This window comes from Rhabdochromatium marinum (genome assembly GCF_016583795.1).
Taxonomy (GTDB): domain Bacteria; phylum Pseudomonadota; class Gammaproteobacteria; order Chromatiales; family Chromatiaceae; genus Rhabdochromatium; species Rhabdochromatium marinum.
In genome coordinates this window covers 15,034-30,585 of record NZ_NRRS01000011.1, presented here as the reverse complement: position 1 = coordinate 30,585, position 15,552 = coordinate 15,034, and the positions used below count along the sequence as shown (strand labels likewise).

Below are 15,552 nucleotides of genomic sequence, written 5' to 3'. Positions count from 1 at the left end.
CCCTGCGGCTTGGGCTCGCTGCTGGACCTTTCTTGCATACGCCGACGTTAGCGGTGCTCGCGCTCCTTGACCGCTGCTTGCGCGCGTTGTCCTCTGGCCAGTACCTGGGGCCGCTTGGCCACCGAGTAGACGCGTCGGTGCAGGGCGGCTTTGACCAGCAGATGGGCACTGACCGGAGCGGTGATAAACAAAAACAGCAGGACGAGAATTTCGTGCAGGCTGGTGGCGTCGTGTGAGCCGGTGCTGAAATACAGGCCCGAGGCGATGAGCATGCCACTGATCCCCAGTGTGGTGGCTTTGGTAGGGCCGTGCAGGCGAGTGTAGAAATCCGGCAGGCGCAGCAAGCCAATGGAGCCGATCAGCGCGAAGGTGGCGCCAATCAGAATAAAGGCGGAAACCAGGAGCTCGATGATCATTCGATAATATCGCCGCGCAGTTGATATTTGCACAGGGCCGCCGTGCCGACGAAGCCCATCATGGCTAGAATCAGGGCAATTTCGAAATAGGCCTGACGGTCGAAGTAAATGCCAATCAGCACCATGAGCGCAATGGTGTTGATGTACAGCGTATCCAGCGCCAGGATGCGATCCGAGGTATCGGGGCCGCGCATCAGCCGCCAGAGATTCAGCAGCAGTGCCAGGGTCATCATCCCCAGGGCAATTTGCACGGTGGTGGTCAGAATCATCGAAAAATCTCCAGCAGTGGGGCTTCGTAACGCTGTTTCAGTTGCTGGAGCAGCGCCGCCGGGTCACTGGCATCCAGGCTATGCACCAGCAGGATCGCACCGCTTGGGTTGCCCGGCGGATCACCCGTCTGGCCGGATGCCTTGGCGGTGGTGCTGGTGGCCTCGGCAGCTGGGATCACATCGGCGGACACTGTACCAGGCGTGAGCGAAATGACGCTGGCCAGTACCGTGATGGCGAAGGGATCGGTCAGCTCCAGGGGCAGTTCGACAAAGGTTGGGCGCAATCGCTTACGTGGCCCCAGAATAAGCACGGCCACTTGCAGATTGGCGATCAGGATATCGAAGAACAGCTGCACCAGATAACGCAGCAGCTTCAGCGGCTTCAGGATGTGGGGACGCTCGGGCCAAAAATTGGCCGTCAGGCGTGACAGCGTCAATGCCAACACCGTGCCCAGCAGCAGATTGCCGAGACCCAGGCTGTTGTTGAGCAGCAGCCAGATCATCAGCAGCGTCAGGCTGAGCAGTGGATGCGGGAACCAAGTGCGTAGCAGGCGACGCAGCATCAGTGATGATCTCCGCTGTGATGGGGGCGGGGGACAACGGGAGCGCTGTGCTGCACCGCTGTGACATAGGCCTGGGCATCCAGGGTCTGCGCGGCGGTCGCCTGGGTCCAGTCACTGAGCGCGCCGCCAAAGACTACCAGCAGCGGACTCAGGCTCAGCAGGGCAGTGGCCAGCAGCCAGGGCAGGGGACGCGGCGCTATCTGAGTGGCCATGGAACCGCGCCAGAACAATAAAATACCCGCGCGCGAGAGACTCATCAGCAGCAACAGGCTCGACAGCAGCACCAGTATCCAGACCGCGAGAAAGGCCGGGTGCGCTTGCGCGGCCATGAGCAGCAGCACCTTCCCGACTAGACCGCTCAGCGGTGGCATGCCAGCCACGGCAATGGCAGCGCAGAAAAACACCCAGCCCAACTGATGCTGCGGCGCCGGGCGCTTGCCCTCGCTGAGGCGGGTGCTGCCGTCGCGCGCGGCGGCGATACGCTCGGCGAGCAGAAAGAGCCCGCCTGTCACTAGGGTACTGTGCAGCAGGTAATACAGACTGGCGCCCAACCCAGCCGGGCTGGCCAGCGCGATCCCGGTCAACATCGTGCCCACCGAGACCACCACCAGATGAGCGATCAGCTCGCGCAGGTCGTCCGTGGCCATGGCGCCAAAGGTGCCCATGGCCAATGTAGCCAGCCCGGCCATCAGTAGCCAGGGCGCGAGCCAGTCGAGCATCGGCGGATCACTCAGGCCAAACACTAGGGTGCTCAGGCGGATGATGGCGTAGAGGCCGACCTTGGTCATGATGGCGAACAGTGCGGCAACGGCGGCTGAGGCGGCGGCATAGGTGCCGGGCAGCCACAGATGCAGCGGAATCACCGCCGCCTTGAGACCAAAGACGGTCAGCAGCAGCATGGCAGCAACCCGGGCCAGGGTGGCATCGGTCGCTGGTAGGGCCGCGATACGGCTGGCCAGATCGGCCATATTGAGGCTGCCGGTGGCGGCATAGAGCGTGCCAAGACCGATTAGAAACAGCAGGGAGCCGACCAGGTTGAGCGCCACATAGTGCAGGGCGGCCCGGGTGCGTGCGGCCCCGCCGCTGTGGAGCAGCAAGCCGTAGGAGGCGATCAGTAAAATCTCAAAGGCAACGAACAGATTGAACAAGTCGCCAGTTAGAAAGGCGATATTGAGACCCAGCAGCTGAAACTGAAACAACGCATGGAAATGCCGCCCGGCACGATCACCGCCGGTCATGGCATAGGCCAGGGCGAACAGCGCCAGCAGCGCCGTCAGGGCCAGCATCAGCGCCGCCAGGCGATCCAGCACCAGCGCGATGCCATAGGGTGCCGGCCAGTCACCGATCAGATAGACCTGAATTGCCTGCTGCTGGGTGCTCCACAGCAGCGCGGCGCTGATTCCGAGCAGTCCCAGGGTGGCCAACAAGCTCAGCGCCCGTTGCAGGCGCAACGGCGCGCGCCACAAAATCAACAGCAGCGCGCCGGTGGCGAGCGGCAGCGCAACCGGCGCAATAATCAACTGATTCAACGCTCTTCCCCGCCGCGCCGGGAATCGACCCGATCCGAACCCAGATCACTGAGGGCACGCAGCGACAGTACCAGCATAAAAGCGGTCATGGCAAAGCCGATCACAATGGCAGTCAGTACCAGCGCCTGGGGCAGGGGATCGGCAAAGGAGCCGCCCTCATGCAGCAAGGGCGCCTGGTTGCTGCGTAACCCCCCGGAGGCAAACAGCAGCAGATTGGTTGCATAGGACAGCAGCGTGAGTCCCAGTACCACAGAGAAGCTGCGCGCGCGCAGTAGCAGATAGACGCCGCAGCCGACCAGAACCCCAATGCAGAGCGCTATCAGGACTTCCATGGTGCGCTCCCAAGGGCTGGGGCTGAGGCAGCGGGCACCGGTGCTGGATGCGCGGCCACTTGGTGCCCGGCACGGCGCCCATGCTGACGATGGCCGCTTAGCCGCCCCAGGTTATCGAGAATCAGCATCACGGTTCCCAAGACCACCAGAAAAACGCCGGTGTCAAAGACCATGGCGCTGGTCAGTTCCAGTTCGCCCAGCCAGGTGGATTCACTGTGCCAGAAGGCGCTGGTTAGGAAAGGACGCTGCCACAGCAATGCAGCGCTGGCCGTGCCAAGTGCCATGAGCAGACCGGCACCGATCAGCCGGGTGTAGTTCAGCCGCAGGCGCTCGGCCGACCACTGCTGACCGCTGGCGAGCTGTTGCAACACCAGCGCAATACCGGCGATCAGTCCGGCAATGAAGCCGCCGCCAGGCTCATGATGCCCGCGCAGCAGCATAAACACCGCCACCAGCAGCGCCATGGGCAATAGCGGACGCGAGAGCATGGCGAGAATGGTCGGGTGCACATCTGGCGACCAGGGGCGCCCAAACAGATCGCGTTGCGGTGTGTGCAGACGGATGCCGCGCAGCATGGCAAAGATACCTGCAGCGGCGATGGCCAGGACGGTGATTTCTCCCAGGGTATCGAAACCGCGGAAGTCCACCAAAATGGCGTTGACCACATTGCTCGCGCCAGCGGCGGGCTTGGCGGCGTGCAGAAAATACTCAGCAATGCTCGGCGTCTGGGTGGTCATGATGACCAAGGCCAGGGCTGCCACGCCCGTGCCCGCCACTACCGCCAGTACCAGATCGCGCGTGCGCCGCCACCGCGACAGGCGCGCCACATCCGATTGCGGCAGAAAATACAGCACCAGCAGCAGCAAAATGGTGGTGACCACTTCCACGGTTAATTGGGTCAGCGCCAGATCAGGCGCGGAAAAATGCACAAAAGCCAGACTCAGCACCAGCCCGATCACTCCGGCCAGGATGGTAGCTTGCAGACGTTGGCGACGCAGACCAACCACACCGGCAGCCGCCACCACCAGAATCAGCCCGGCACCCAGGCTGGGCACATCCAGCGGACTGAGTTCCAGTCCCATAAGCCAGTCGCTCAGTCCGGCGACATCCAGTGACCAAAGCGCTGGCAGCAGCGGCCAGATGGCCAGCACCAGCGTCGTCAGCAGCAGCCAGGCGATGGAGTTTTGCAGCGAGGCCTGAGTGGGATGTGGCATGCGCGCCCGAGCCAAGAGCTGTAACCCGGTGCTGAGGCGCTGAAATACCGAGGCCCCGCTGGTCGGCGGAAAGACCCAATCGTGGGCGCGAAATAACCACCGCCGCAGTCGATACAGCAGCAAGCCGCCAACCAGCGCAACCAGACTCATCAGCAGCGGAAAGGAGAATCCATGCCAGATGGCCAGGTCATAGCGCGGCTCGAAACCCAGCATGCTTTGCACCCCAAGATCGAGCAGCGGGCGCACCGTTTGCTCGGGAAAAATGCCCACCAGCAGGCACAGCGCGACCAGAATCTCCACCGGGATACGCATCCAGCGCGGCGGTTCATGTGGGGTGCGATCCAGTTCTTGCAGAGGGCCACCAAAGAAAACATCGTGAATAAAGCGCACCGAATAGGCCACGGCAAAGATACCGCCCAGGGTTGCAATGAATGGCAGCAGCCAGTCCAGATGGCCCAGCCACTCATGATGCACCGTCTCGGCGAAGAACATCTCTTTGCTCAAAAAGCCATTGAGCAGCGGTACCCCAGCCATCGCGGCGGCGGCGACCATGGCCAGGGTGCCAGTAATGGGCATGAAGTGCCACAGCCCCGACAAGCGGCGCATATCGCGGGTGCCGGCTTCATGGTCGATGATGCCGGCCGCCATGAACAGCGAGGCTTTGAAGACCGCATGGTTCATCGCATGAAAGAGTCCGGCCACTGCGCCCAGCGGGGTGCCTAATCCGAACAGAAAGGTAATGAGCCCCAGGTGACTGATGGTCGAATAGGCCAGCAGTCCTTTGATGTCGTGCTTGAAAATAGCGATATAGGCGCCGAACAGGAAGGTGGTCAGCCCCACGCCACCGACCAGATAGAACCAGATGTCGGTTTCGGCGAACACCGGAAAGAAGCGCGCGAGCAGGAAAATGCCCGCTTTGACCATGGTGGCTGAGTGCAGATAGGCCGACACCGGTGTGGGCGCAGTCATGGCCGAGGGGAGCCAGAAATGGAACGGAAACTGTGCCGATTTGGTGAAGGCGCCGAGCAGAATCAGCAACAGAATTGGCAAATACAGCGGATGCTGATGCACCCGCTCACCGGCGGCCAGTACCTCGGACAGTTCGAAGCTGCCGGCTACCGAGCCGAGCAGCAAAAAACCCGCCAGCAACGCCAGACCGCCACCGCCGGTGATAACCAGCGCCATGCGCGCTCCGCGCCGCGCCTCGATTGAGCGCGGATCGAAGCCAACCAGCAGGAAGGAGGTCAGGCTGGTCAGCTCCCAGAACAGTAACAGCAGCAGCAGGTTGTCTGACAGGACAATGCCGAGCATGGCGCCCTGGAACAGCAGCAAAATGGCAAAAAAACGCGCGACCTGATCCGATTTCGCCAGATAGAAATGGGCATAGAGGATAACCAGCAGGCCGATGCCCAAGATCAGCAGCACAAAGACCATGGCCAGCCCGTCGAAGCGCAACGCCAGGGTGAGTCCGATGCGCGGAATCCAGGGCATGGAGGCATGCACCTCGCCGCCGGCAAAAACGTCCGGCGTATGGCTCAGCGCAATGATTAGCGCGCTGGTGCTGACCAGCGCCGCTGCTAGAGAGGCTGCCGCGCCACAGGCCTGCTTCGGCACCAGTCGCACTGCGCCATAGGGCAGCAAGGCGCCAAGGAAGGGAATGGCGACGATCCAGGCGAGAAACATGGGCGCCGTCGCTGTTTAAGCGGGCTGATGCTGTTGGCGCAGGGCCTCAGCTTCATCTTCGCTCAGTGCGCGTGCTTCCTCTTCGAGCATGACCGGAATGTTATCGCGAATCGGGTACGCGAGACGCCCGGAAATGGAAATCAGTTCGGCTCTGTCCTGGTCAAAAATCAGCGGCCCTTTGGTGAGGGGGCAGACGAGAATTTCCAGCAGACGTTTATCGATCATAAGACTAATGACTCCGGTCAACGCAGAATAAGGCCGGAATCATAGCAAGATGTTGCGACCAACGGCAGAGGTTTAATGCCAACGGACTTGGCCGCCTGGGGGTTCAGGTGTCAGGTGCCGCAAAAGGTATACTGTACCTGCTCATGCGGGCGCGGCGGCGCACGCCAGGCCGCGTTGGCCTCGTGCTCCTCCCAGGGCGCTTGCAGGATCGCAAGCAATTGCTTGAAGGGCTCCAGATCGCCATCGTCAACAGCGGCATCCAACGCCTGTTCGACGCGGTGATTGCGCGGAATCACGGCCGGATTGACCTGGTGCATCCGCTGCATCAGCTCAGTCTTCGGGAGTGCCTCCTCGGCGAGTCGCGCCTGCCAGCGCTCCAGCCAGGGGGCGCATTCCGGTGCCGGGACTTCCCGGGTGAGCGCCGCGCCCTGATCCTCAGGGGCATGGCCGAGTGCGCGGAAGCTGTTGGTAAAGTCGGCGTGTTGCTGATAGAGCATGTCCAGGAAGTCGTTGATCAGGGCGCGATCCTCTTCCCGTGCCTGGCTTAAGCCCAGCTTGCGCCCGAAGCGCTGCAACCAGCCCTGATCGAAAGCCTGCTGATAGCGATCAAGCGCGGCGGTGATCTGCGCCGCCGCCTGATCCGAGCTTTGTTCCATCAGAGGGCGCAGCGACATGGCCAGACTGGAGAGATTCCAGTGGGCGATACGCGCCTGATTGCCATAGGCGTAGCGCCCGCGATAATCAATAGAGCTGAACACCGTTGTTGGATCATAGCTATCCATGAAGGCGCATGGGCCATAGTCAATGGTCTCACCGGCAATGGACATATTGTCTGTGTTCATCACACCATGAATAAAGCCGACACTCAGCCAGGCGGCGATCAGTTCCGCCTGGCGCTCGGCGACCCTGACCAGCAGGTCGCTGTAGGGGTGGTCGCTGTGGGCCAGTGCTGGGTCATGGCGCTCAATGACATAGTCTGCCAGGCGTTGCAGTGAGGCCAGGTCCTGGCGCGCGCGAAAATACTCAAAGGTTCCTACCCGCACATGACTGCGCGCCACCCGGGTTAACACCGCACCGGGCAGGGGGCTTTCGCGATATACCGGCTCACCGGTCGCCACCGCCGCCAGTCCCCGGGTAGTGGGGATGCCAAGCGCGTGCATGGCCTCGCCGAGCAGATACTCGCGCAGCACTGGCCCCAGGCAAGCGCGCCCGTCACCGGAGCGCGAGAAGGGGGTGCGTCCGGAGCCTTTCAGTTGAATGTCAAAGCGCGTCCCGTCGGGGGCGATGATCTCACCAAGCAGAATGGCCCGGCCATCCCCGAGTTGCGGCACAAAAGCGCCGAACTGGTGCCCGGCATAGGCCATGGCCAGTGGCTCAGCGCCGTCAGGAAGCCGATTGCCGCTCCATAGCTCAACGGCTTCCGGCGTCGCAAGCTGCTCGGGATCCAGTCCCAGGCGTCGTGCCAGATCGACGTTGAACTGCAAGCCGTGCGGCTGATTAACCGGTTGTGGTTCGACTCGGGCATAGAACGGCTTGGGCAGGCGGGCATAACTGTTGTCAAACTGAAAGCGCATGATGAACGGCCTTGACTGAAATTCACGGTTGTTCGTTGGGCGGCTTGGGTTGATCGCCTCGTGCTACAAAGTGGGGGGAGTCAAGAGCAAAAGAAACCGCCACCGCTGCTTGAGGATCGTCTAAGCTGAACAGACAGTGAGGACTGCGCGATTCTTGACTAAACACCGAATCGGAAAGGTAAAACAGCATGCAAGCGAACCTAGTGAACGCAGGTTTAATGGGCATTCAGCGCGGCTATCAGGGCCTGGCCGCCGCTGCAAGCGATATTGCTAGACAGACCACCGCTCATGGCACCGCGAACTCGAACGCTGATTTAGCGACGCCCTTGGTCGGTATGAAGGTCAGTGAGCAAACGACCGAGGCATCTGTGCGGGTGCTGGGGGCAGCTGACGGGATGATTGGAACCTTGCTCGACGTGATGGCCTGACATGGTGCGATGACACTCCGCCGAGCGTCTCAGGTCTCACTCTGAGCAAGCGCCGTCTCAGGTTCCAACGCCGGTCGCAGGCGGCTGCTGTGCGGAAAAATACAGCGGAACGTGCTGCCGCGACCCAGTTCGCTGGCCAGGCTGAGATAGCCATCGTGCCGGTTCAGCACATGCTTGACGATCGCCAGTCCAAGGCCGGTGCCGCCGGACTCGCGCGAGCGGGCCGTATCGACCCGATAGAAGCGTTCGCTTAAGCGTGGCAAATGCTCTGCGGCAATGCCTTGTCCCTGATCCTGCACCGAGAAACAGGGGCTGTTGCTCTGTTCGGCCCAGCGAATCCGTATCGGAGTCCCGGCGGCTGTGTGTTTAATGGCATTGAAAACCAGATTGGAAAAGGCACTGTAGAGTTCGTTCTGATTGCCGAGCAGGTGCAAATCTCGATCGACATCCAGAGTCAAGGGATGGCTGTGATTGCACAGGATACTGGCCTCAGCAACGATGGTGTCGATCAGTCCGGGCACATCGACGGCGGCAATCTGCGTGGTGCCAGAATCCATTTCCAGGCGCGACAGCGTCAGGAGATCCTCAATAATGCAGCGCATGCGCTCCCCCTGATCGCGCATGAGTGTAAGCGGGCGCTGGTGGCTGGTCGGGGTCTGCGGCGATTCGCTGAGACGTTCGAGAAAGCCGGTAATAACCGTCAGCGGTGTGCGCAGTTCGTGTGAGGCATTGGCGACAAAGTCGCGGCGGATCAAATTCAGATGATAGACCTTGGTGATGTCGCGTCCGACCACCAGGCGCTGCTTTTTGCGCTCCCCAAAGGGTGTCACCCGCACTGAGAGCATCAGAGATTGATTGTGTGCCGGGGTCATCTCGACCGGGCGGCTGTGATCACCGTTGGTGATGCAGTCATCCAGCGCCGGATGCGTACAACATTCGGCGAGCGATTTGCCGTCGTCGCGCGGAAACTGCACATTCATCAGCGCGACGGCCGCCGGGTTGGCCCATTCGATGCGCTGGCCTTTGTCCAGCACAATCAGGGCATCAGGCACGGAATTGGCAGCCTCGCGGAAGCGGCGGGTGACACGCGTTTGCCGTTTGCGCCCCTTGCGTCCGCGCTGCTGATAGCGGGCGATGGCGCGATAGACTTCGCCCCAGAGTCCGAGCGGAAAGGGCGGGGCTAGGCGATGCTGTCGGCGTATCAGGCGCACCAGGCGGATCAGCAACAGCAGATGGCGTCCCAGATAGGGCAGCAGCACCAACAGCAGGCTGTTGCTCCAGTGCAAACCCGTGAGCCGCAGCGCAGCGGCGGCCCCCAGCAGAATCAGCAGAAACGCACCTTCAACCAGGGCGTCGCGCATTGGGCTGCGGGTGGGGCGCGACAGCTGCTGTCGCAGTGACAGCGACGGTGCCTCGGATGCGGCGGGCGCCGAGGAGTGGTCGTGTTTGAGGTCGCTCATTGCTCGGAGAAGCGGTAGCCGACGCCGCGCACGGTCTGGAGCAGATGCTGATGTCCAGTTTGCTCCAGGGCTTTGCGCAACCGGCGAATATGCACATCCACCGTGCGCTCTTCAACATAGACATGATCGCCCCAGACATGATCAAGCAATTGCGCGCGGCTGAAGGCGCGATTGGCGTGAGTCATGAAAAAATGCAGCAGTTTATACTCGGTCGGTGCGATGTTGAGCGGCTGACCGGCAGCGCTGACCCGGTGTCCGAGGTGGTCAATGCACAGCCCGCCGATTTCAATCAGGTCCTGCTGTTGCTCGCTGTGGCTGCGGCGCAGCACGGCTTTGATGCGCGCCACCATCTCGCGCGGTGAAAAGGGTTTGGAAATATAATCATCGGCTCCGGTATCCAGCCCCTTGACGCGATCCTCTTCCTCGCCACGGGCGCTGATCATGATGATGGGAAGCGTGCGAGTGCGCGGGTTCTGTTTGAGCTGCGCGGCCAGTTCCAGACCCGAGCGGCCGGGCAGCATCCAGTCGAGCAGCAGCAGATGCGGAGGTTCGGTGGCCAGCTGTTTGCGCGCGGCGTCGGCGTGTGCGGCTTCGAGCACCCGAAATCCGGTTTCTTCGAGGGTGAAGCGAATCAGTTCGCGAATGTCGGGTTCGTCATCAACGATCAAGACGGTCGGCATCGAAACACCTTAAGAGTCAATCAGAGGGCGGTCAGGAATCAATCAGGGCGGGATAGACGAGTGTAGAGCCATTTGGTTAAGGAATCATGACAGCCAGGCCGCTGTTGGCCAGCGCCTGGTAGCGGCTACAATAGCTGCGTTCAACTGTCCCGTAAGCGACCTTAAACCCCACCGCCGTGATTGCATTTTGGAACCGCTATGTTCGATCAAGCCCAGCTGGCCGCGTTGCGCCGTCCCATCACCTTTGAGGCCGAGTTGGCCGGGCAGCGGCTACGGCTGCAATCGACCTGGGGGCTCTTCTCACCGCGCGAAATCGATGCCGGAACCCGCCTGCTGCTGGAGCGTATGGACGTGGCACCCGATGCGGAGTGTCTCGACCTCGGCTGCGGTTATGGCCCCATTGGTCTCACCCTGGCTCGCCTGGCTCCCCAGGGCCGAGTGCTGCTGGTCGACAAGGATTTTGTTGCAGTGGAATTTGCGCGCCAAAACATCGCCAGCAATGGGTTGAGTCAGGCCGAGGCTTTGCTCAGCAATGGCTTTGATCAGATCGATCCTCAGCGGCGCTTTGATTTGATTGCGAGCAACATCCCGGCGAAAGTTGGCAAGGAACTGCTCGCGCTCTGGCTCTATGATGCGCGTGCGCGCCTGAACCCGGGTGGAGCCCTGTATGTGGTGACCATTAACGGGTTGCGGCAGTTCATCAAACGCTATCTGCAAGAAATTTTCGGCAACTATGCCAAGCTTAAGCAAGGCCCGCACTATACGGTGGCCCTTGCCTATCGCGACTGAGTTTTAGGTAACGCTCATTATGCCACGTGTTGATACACATGAATTTTACCAGGCGGCCATTGATCAGCATGGCGCCACGGCCGAAGGGGTGCACTGGAATTCCCGCTACACCCAGGAGCGCCGCTTTGATGTGCTGCGGGCCTTGCTGCCCACGGATCTTAGCGCGCTGACGCTGGTCGATGCCGGCTGTGGTTTTGGTGATCTGTACGGCTACCTGGCCAAGGATGGAGCACGGCCGGGACGTTACATCGGCTTGGATGCGCTGGAGAACATGGTCCGGGTGGCGCGCGAGCGCACCGGTGCAGAGATCCACCAGCTCGACGCACTGACCGATCCCTTGCCCAGTGCGGACTATTACCTCTGTAGTGGGGCCATGAATACCCTCACAAAATACGAAACCTATTGTTTCATTGAGCGCTGTTTTGCGGCCAGTCGCTGCGGTTTTATCTTCAATTTGCTGCGTGGAGTGGATGATTCAGCGGTCTTTAACTGCCGGCACCCGGATGAGATCCGCGAATGGGCCGAGCAGCTCGGCGCCGCAGTGTCCTTCCGCGAGGGCTATTTGCATGGCGACTTCAGCGTCGCCATGCTGCAAGCCAGCAGTTAACTCAGAGTGCTTGTGCTTGGGGTTGCGCTTCCACTGGCGCAGCAAGGCGCGAGCGAGCTGCTGGCGTTCCTTGTGGCCATGCCGTGGGGTCTCGAAGTGGCCTAGCAGATAAACCGGCTCGTCGGCATGAATACGCTCTTCGGTCAGGCGGTAATGGCGCTCCAGCCCCAGAAAGGAGGTCAGGGATTGCAGCGGCGGGGGGCGGGTTCAAGCCGTAATACCCAGTCGTGAAAGGCGTGCATGGCGGCTGTATCAGCCGAACAGGGCATTAAGATCCGGATCTTGGCGCGCGGCGCGAAACTCAAGCAGATTGCGCGCCTTAAAACCAAAGCGACGCGCGATCCGTGTGCTTGAGTCTGACCAGATTGTTGTAAATCAGAATCCCATAGGCAAGCAGCAGGGCCAGGACGAGCAAGACGATCAGCAGCAGAGTCATAGGGTAGCGCGTGCCTCATCCGTCATGGGTTTGAGCCAGAAGACCATCGGCTTGGGAGATTCCTGGATTTCGCCGATTTCGCGCCAGCTGAAGCTGGTATAGAGCCCGGGGACGCGATGATAGCCGCAGCGGTTCCAAAAATTGTGCAGGTAGCGATAGTTGATTGGAATGCGCGGATCATCGCGCGGGCGCTCCACGGCGCAGAACGCATGATAGTCGAATCCACCCAGACGTTCGGCATGGCGCTCGCGTTCCTCGAAGAAGCGCGCGCCAATGCCGCGTCCGCGATAGGGCGGCAGTATGATGGATTCCCCAAGATAAAACACCCGCTCCGGGTCGATGCCATAGGCGCGGAAGGGGTCGCAGATGTCAGCTCCGGCATGCCGCATGGGGACGGCGGTAGAGGCGCCGATGACCTGATCACCATCCATGGCCAGCACGATCACGCTGTCGAGATGTTCGGCATAGGTGCGCAGATAGCGGGTTTCGTATTCAAGGTCACCGTCGTACAAGTAGGGATATTCCCGAAACACTTCGATCCGCAAGGCCGCGACAGCGGGCAATTTCGCGAGCAACTCGGGGCCGGTAATGGGGGCGATGGTGATCGATGAGATGTGAGGATCTTCTTGAGCCATCATGAGCATGGATTGTTCGGTTAGCTGGAGTTGGCGTGTGTGCTGGCGTCTTCGACCGGGGACCAGGAATAATCGGCTTCGAGTCGATAACTGCCGGCAAAGTCATGCGGCGGCTGACCACGCCAATCGGCGAGTGACAGCATAGACCAGAAGCGCCGACCATCGGCCTTACGGTACAGATGATAGGTACGACCCGGCTTGCGTTCAAAGGCGCATTCGGCCTGGTGCAGTGCCTGTTCCTGTTCGGCTTCCTGCAAAATGGTGCGGGCGCTGTCCTGTAACTGGCGGATTTGATCGGCAATCAGCCCCAGCTTGGCGCTGGTGCGTGCGCTCAGCATGGCTTCGACCCGACCGAGTTGATCGCGCAAATCGGGGGCATGAAAGGCCGGAGCCAGGCGGCTGACCGGATAGCTGGAGCTGTGGCCCGGTTGCGGATCGAGTGGGTTTGTGGTGTCGAGGGCTGATGCAGGGGTCTGCTGTGATGAGGTGCTGTGAACTGTCATAACCGTTACTATGATCCGTCAAGGCCGCTATGCTCGCAAGCCGCCATGCTTGCAAGCCGGAGTACTCGCAAGCCGGAGACTTGAAGGATGGATTTTATTGTTGCAGAGTGCGCCCACCGTCAACGGCCAGAATCTGCCCGGTGATATAGGGGGCATCCCGCACCAGAAATAGCAGGGTGCGGGCGATGTCTTGCGGGCCGCCGGGGCGTTCGAGTGCAGTGCGCTCCAGGATGTTGGCTTTGGTGGTTTCATCCATGCCTTGTTCGGGCCACAGAATGGCCCCGGGGGCGATACCATTGACGCGCACCGCTGGTCCGAGTTCGCGGGCCAGAGCCTTGACCATCATGGCATTGCCGGCTTTGGCGATGGAATACACCGGGTAATTTTTCAGCGGGCGCTCGGCATGGATATCGACCAGATTGACCACCGATCCGCGCCCGGCACTGAGCAGGGGCGCAAGGGCCTGGGTCAGAAAAAACGGGGCCCGCAGATTGCTGCCGAGCAAATCATCCCAGTCCGCTGGCGTCACCTGCGCCAACGGCTGAGGGTAGAAACTGGAGGCGTTATTGACCAGAATATCCAGCCGCTGGCGAAAACTGTGTGCGGCCTGCTCGAGCAGGGCGATGCCGTCGGCGGCATTCAGATCACACTGCAAGAGCTGGATGGAATCCGCACGTGCGTGCTCAAGCTCGGCTTGTAACGCGGCGGCGGCTTGGGCCGAGTGCCGATAATGCAGAATAAGATCGCAGCCTTCTTGATGCAGCGTGCGGGCGATTTCGGCGCCGATGCGCGCCGCTGCCCCAGTGATCAGCGCCACTTGACCGGCGAGGCTTGCGCCGCTGGGCGTTTGGGAATGGTTGTGATCTTCACTCATTAACAGGCACTCGCTTGCGAGAATTTAACACAGGACAGCATGAAACAATGCCAGCGGTTGATCAAGCGTCAGGTTCGCAATCAGAGTCAGCATTAGTGCCGGATTCAGCGCCACAAGCAGCGCCACAAGCAGCTCCAGACCAGCAGCAGGATCTGCTGCAACAGAGGCTGTTGAGGCAGATCCAGCAGCAGATTCGCGCCGCCGACGGTGCCTTGAGTTTTGACCAGTTCATGGAGCTGGCGCTCTATGCCCCGGGGCTGGGCTACTATGTCGCTGGTCTACCCAAGCTTGGTCCCGCAGGCGACTTTGTCACGGCGCCGGAAATCTCCCCGCTCTTTGGTCAATGTCTAGCTGAGCAGTGCCGCGAAGTGCTGGCGGTGCTGGGCGGTGGTGACCTGCTCGAATTCGGGGCTGGCAGTGGCGCACTGGCCGCTGCGATCCTGAGCTTTCTTGAGCGCCACCAAGCTTTACCAGGACAGTATTTCATTGTGGAGCCGAGCCCCGACCTGCAAGCCCGGCAGCGGGAACGCCTTCAGGCGCAGGTTCCGGAGTCCTGGCAGCGGGTGCGCTGGCTGAGTGCCTGGCCGAGCGATTTCAGCGGGGTGGTTCTGGCCAACGAGGTGCTGGATGCCATGCCGGTGCAGCGGTTTTGCATCGACCCGCAGGGTGCGCCGCTGGAGGTGTTTGTCAGCGAGGACGGCACCGGAGAATCTCTGGTGGAGCAAACCGGGCCGGTACGCTCCACGGGTCTGCGCGAGGCGGTGTTGGCGTTGCAAGCGCAGGGGTTGGTGCTGACCCCTGGCTATTGCTCCGAGATCAATCTGCGGCTGCCGCCCTGGGTGCAGGCGCTGGCTGCGGCCATGGAGCGCGGGCTGGTGTTGATCATCGACTATGGTTATCCGCGCAGCGAGTACTATCATCCGCAGCGCCACACGGGCACTCTGATCGGTCACTATCGACACCAGGCCGAGGCGAATATCTTTGCCCACCTGGGGCAGCAGGACATCAGCGCCCATGTCGATTTTTCCGCCCTGGCGGACGCAGCCCTTGCGGCTGGTTTCTCCCTGGCTGGCTACACAACCCAGGCGAATTTTCTAATTGGCTGCGGCTTTGATCAACTGATGATGGAGGCACTGGCCGACAGCCAGAACACACAGCAGTCGCTGAGCATTAGCGCCGGCGCACGGCAACTGCTGCTACCCAACGCTATGGGTGAGCGCTTTCAGGTCATGGGCCTGTCACGCGGACTGGATGACCATCCGTGGCGCGGTTTTGGTGTGCGCGATCTGCGGGCGCGACTCGGGGTGCCCGGTGCTTCTGATGCATAATTCACCT

The 15,552-nt window shown here is 61.2% G+C and carries 17 protein-coding genes; 4 read left to right on the top strand and 13 right to left on the bottom strand.

Translation table 11 applies throughout. The annotated features are described in order from the left end of the window. Positions 1 to 47 precede the first annotated feature (47 nt). From CKO36_RS05080 to CKO36_RS05045, 8 genes are all read right to left on the bottom strand, one after another. Positions 48 to 416: a Na+/H+ antiporter subunit G gene (locus CKO36_RS05080; protein ID WP_200281430.1), complete on the bottom strand. Its 369-nt coding sequence runs from the start codon at positions 414 to 416 to the stop codon at positions 48 to 50. Further along, entirely contained in the window at positions 413 to 685 is a 273-nt protein-coding gene (locus tag CKO36_RS05075; protein ID WP_200281427.1) for a K+/H+ antiporter subunit F, read from the bottom strand. Before CKO36_RS05075 ends, CKO36_RS05080 begins: the two co-directional genes overlap by 4 nt. Next, positions 682 to 1,248: a Na+/H+ antiporter subunit E gene (locus CKO36_RS05070; RefSeq protein ID WP_200281425.1), complete on the bottom strand. Its 567-nt coding sequence runs from the start codon at positions 1,246 to 1,248 to the stop codon at positions 682 to 684. Before CKO36_RS05070 ends, CKO36_RS05075 begins: the two co-directional genes overlap by 4 nt. Beyond that, positions 1,248 to 2,777 (bottom strand): monovalent cation/H+ antiporter subunit D, encoded by a 1,530-nt coding sequence (locus CKO36_RS05065; RefSeq protein WP_200281423.1) that lies wholly within the window; start codon positions 2,775 to 2,777, stop codon positions 1,248 to 1,250. Before CKO36_RS05065 ends, CKO36_RS05070 begins: the two co-directional genes overlap by 1 nt. After that, a complete protein-coding gene (locus tag CKO36_RS05060) occupies positions 2,774 to 3,109 on the bottom strand; it encodes a Na+/H+ antiporter subunit C (RefSeq protein ID WP_200281421.1) in 336 nt (111 codons plus the stop codon). The genes CKO36_RS05065 and CKO36_RS05060 overlap by 4 nt, the downstream gene beginning before the upstream one ends. Beyond that, on the bottom strand, positions 3,097 to 6,006 hold the full coding sequence (locus tag CKO36_RS05055) for a monovalent cation/H+ antiporter subunit A (protein WP_200281420.1): 2,910 nt from the start codon (positions 6,004 to 6,006) through the stop codon (positions 3,097 to 3,099). The genes CKO36_RS05060 and CKO36_RS05055 overlap by 13 nt, the downstream gene beginning before the upstream one ends. A gap of 15 nt (positions 6,007 to 6,021) precedes the next feature. Further along, entirely contained in the window at positions 6,022 to 6,228 is a 207-nt protein-coding gene (locus tag CKO36_RS05050; protein ID WP_200281616.1) for a Trm112 family protein, read from the bottom strand. Positions 6,229 to 6,341: 113 nt separating this feature from the next. Beyond that, on the bottom strand, positions 6,342 to 7,805 hold the full coding sequence (locus CKO36_RS05045; RefSeq protein ID WP_200281418.1) for a protein adenylyltransferase SelO: 1,464 nt from the start codon (positions 7,803 to 7,805) through the stop codon (positions 6,342 to 6,344). 188 nt (positions 7,806 to 7,993) lie between these two features. Here CKO36_RS05045 and CKO36_RS05040 point away from each other — a divergent pair, with 188 nt between their 5' ends. Next, the gene (locus CKO36_RS05040; RefSeq protein WP_200281415.1) at positions 7,994 to 8,233 is read left to right on the top strand and encodes a hypothetical protein; all 240 of its coding nucleotides are present in this window, start codon (positions 7,994 to 7,996) and stop codon (positions 8,231 to 8,233) included. A gap of 29 nt (positions 8,234 to 8,262) precedes the next feature. Here CKO36_RS05040 and phoR read toward each other — a convergent pair whose 3' ends face one another. Continuing rightward, a complete protein-coding gene (gene phoR / locus CKO36_RS05035; protein ID WP_338053423.1) occupies positions 8,263 to 9,693 on the bottom strand; it encodes a phosphate regulon sensor histidine kinase PhoR in 1,431 nt (476 codons plus the stop codon). Beyond that, on the bottom strand, positions 9,690 to 10,373 hold the full coding sequence (gene phoB, locus CKO36_RS05030) for a phosphate regulon transcriptional regulator PhoB (RefSeq protein ID WP_200281412.1): 684 nt from the start codon (positions 10,371 to 10,373) through the stop codon (positions 9,690 to 9,692). The genes phoR and phoB overlap by 4 nt, the downstream gene beginning before the upstream one ends. A gap of 198 nt (positions 10,374 to 10,571) precedes the next feature. Here phoB and CKO36_RS05025 point away from each other — a divergent pair, with 198 nt between their 5' ends. Continuing rightward, on the top strand, positions 10,572 to 11,162 hold the full coding sequence (locus tag CKO36_RS05025; protein ID WP_200281409.1) for a class I SAM-dependent methyltransferase: 591 nt from the start codon (positions 10,572 to 10,574) through the stop codon (positions 11,160 to 11,162). 19 nt (positions 11,163 to 11,181) lie between these two features. Beyond that, a complete protein-coding gene (locus CKO36_RS05020) occupies positions 11,182 to 11,769 on the top strand; it encodes a class I SAM-dependent methyltransferase (protein ID WP_200281406.1) in 588 nt (195 codons plus the stop codon). Positions 11,770 to 12,201: 432 nt separating this feature from the next. Here the strand turns inward: CKO36_RS05020 and CKO36_RS05015 are convergent, their stop codons facing one another. From CKO36_RS05015 to CKO36_RS05005, 3 genes are all read right to left on the bottom strand, one after another. After that, entirely contained in the window at positions 12,202 to 12,843 is a 642-nt protein-coding gene (locus tag CKO36_RS05015) for a GNAT family N-acetyltransferase (RefSeq protein ID WP_242469399.1), read from the bottom strand. Between the two features lie 17 nt (positions 12,844 to 12,860). Then, the gene (locus tag CKO36_RS05010) at positions 12,861 to 13,343 is read right to left on the bottom strand and encodes a DUF2452 domain-containing protein (RefSeq protein WP_200281403.1); all 483 of its coding nucleotides are present in this window, start codon (positions 13,341 to 13,343) and stop codon (positions 12,861 to 12,863) included. Positions 13,344 to 13,437: 94 nt separating this feature from the next. Next, a complete protein-coding gene (locus tag CKO36_RS05005; protein ID WP_200281400.1) occupies positions 13,438 to 14,217 on the bottom strand; it encodes a pteridine reductase in 780 nt (259 codons plus the stop codon). A 95-nt stretch (positions 14,218 to 14,312) separates the two neighbouring features. Here CKO36_RS05005 and CKO36_RS05000 point away from each other — a divergent pair, with 95 nt between their 5' ends. Next, positions 14,313 to 15,545 carry a class I SAM-dependent methyltransferase gene (locus tag CKO36_RS05000; RefSeq protein ID WP_338053422.1) on the top strand — a complete coding sequence of 411 codons (1,233 nt, stop codon included), beginning with the start codon at positions 14,313 to 14,315 and terminating at the stop codon, positions 15,543 to 15,545. The last annotated feature ends 7 nt before the right edge of the window (positions 15,546 to 15,552 follow it).

Excerpts from the sequence above, each read along its gene's own strand:
- CKO36_RS05080 (WP_200281430.1), bottom strand. The coding sequence starts at position 416 with ATGATCATCGAGCTCCTGGTTTCCGCCTTTATTCTGATTGGCGCCACC.
- CKO36_RS05075 (WP_200281427.1), bottom strand. The coding sequence starts at position 685 with ATGATTCTGACCACCACCGTGCAAATTGCCCTGGGGATGATGACCCTG.
- CKO36_RS05070 (WP_200281425.1), bottom strand. The coding sequence starts at position 1,248 with ATGCTGCGTCGCCTGCTACGCACTTGGTTCCCGCATCCACTGCTCAGC.
- CKO36_RS05060 (WP_200281421.1), bottom strand. The coding sequence starts at position 3,109 with ATGGAAGTCCTGATAGCGCTCTGCATTGGGGTTCTGGTCGGCTGCGGC.
- CKO36_RS05055 (WP_200281420.1), bottom strand. The coding sequence starts at position 6,006 with ATGTTTCTCGCCTGGATCGTCGCCATTCCCTTCCTTGGCGCCTTGCTG.
- CKO36_RS05045 (WP_200281418.1), bottom strand. The coding sequence starts at position 7,805 with ATGCGCTTTCAGTTTGACAACAGTTATGCCCGCCTGCCCAAGCCGTTC.
- CKO36_RS05040 (WP_200281415.1), top strand. The coding sequence starts at position 7,994 with ATGCAAGCGAACCTAGTGAACGCAGGTTTAATGGGCATTCAGCGCGGC.
- phoR (WP_338053423.1), bottom strand. The coding sequence starts at position 9,693 with ATGAGCGACCTCAAACACGACCACTCCTCGGCGCCCGCCGCATCCGAG.
- phoB (WP_200281412.1), bottom strand. The coding sequence starts at position 10,373 with ATGCCGACCGTCTTGATCGTTGATGACGAACCCGACATTCGCGAACTG.
- CKO36_RS05025 (WP_200281409.1), top strand. The coding sequence starts at position 10,572 with ATGTTCGATCAAGCCCAGCTGGCCGCGTTGCGCCGTCCCATCACCTTT.
- CKO36_RS05020 (WP_200281406.1), top strand. The coding sequence starts at position 11,182 with ATGCCACGTGTTGATACACATGAATTTTACCAGGCGGCCATTGATCAG.
- CKO36_RS05015 (WP_242469399.1), bottom strand. The coding sequence starts at position 12,843 with ATGATGGCTCAAGAAGATCCTCACATCTCATCGATCACCATCGCCCCC.
- CKO36_RS05010 (WP_200281403.1), bottom strand. The coding sequence starts at position 13,343 with ATGACAGTTCACAGCACCTCATCACAGCAGACCCCTGCATCAGCCCTC.
- CKO36_RS05005 (WP_200281400.1), bottom strand. The coding sequence starts at position 14,217 with ATGAGTGAAGATCACAACCATTCCCAAACGCCCAGCGGCGCAAGCCTC.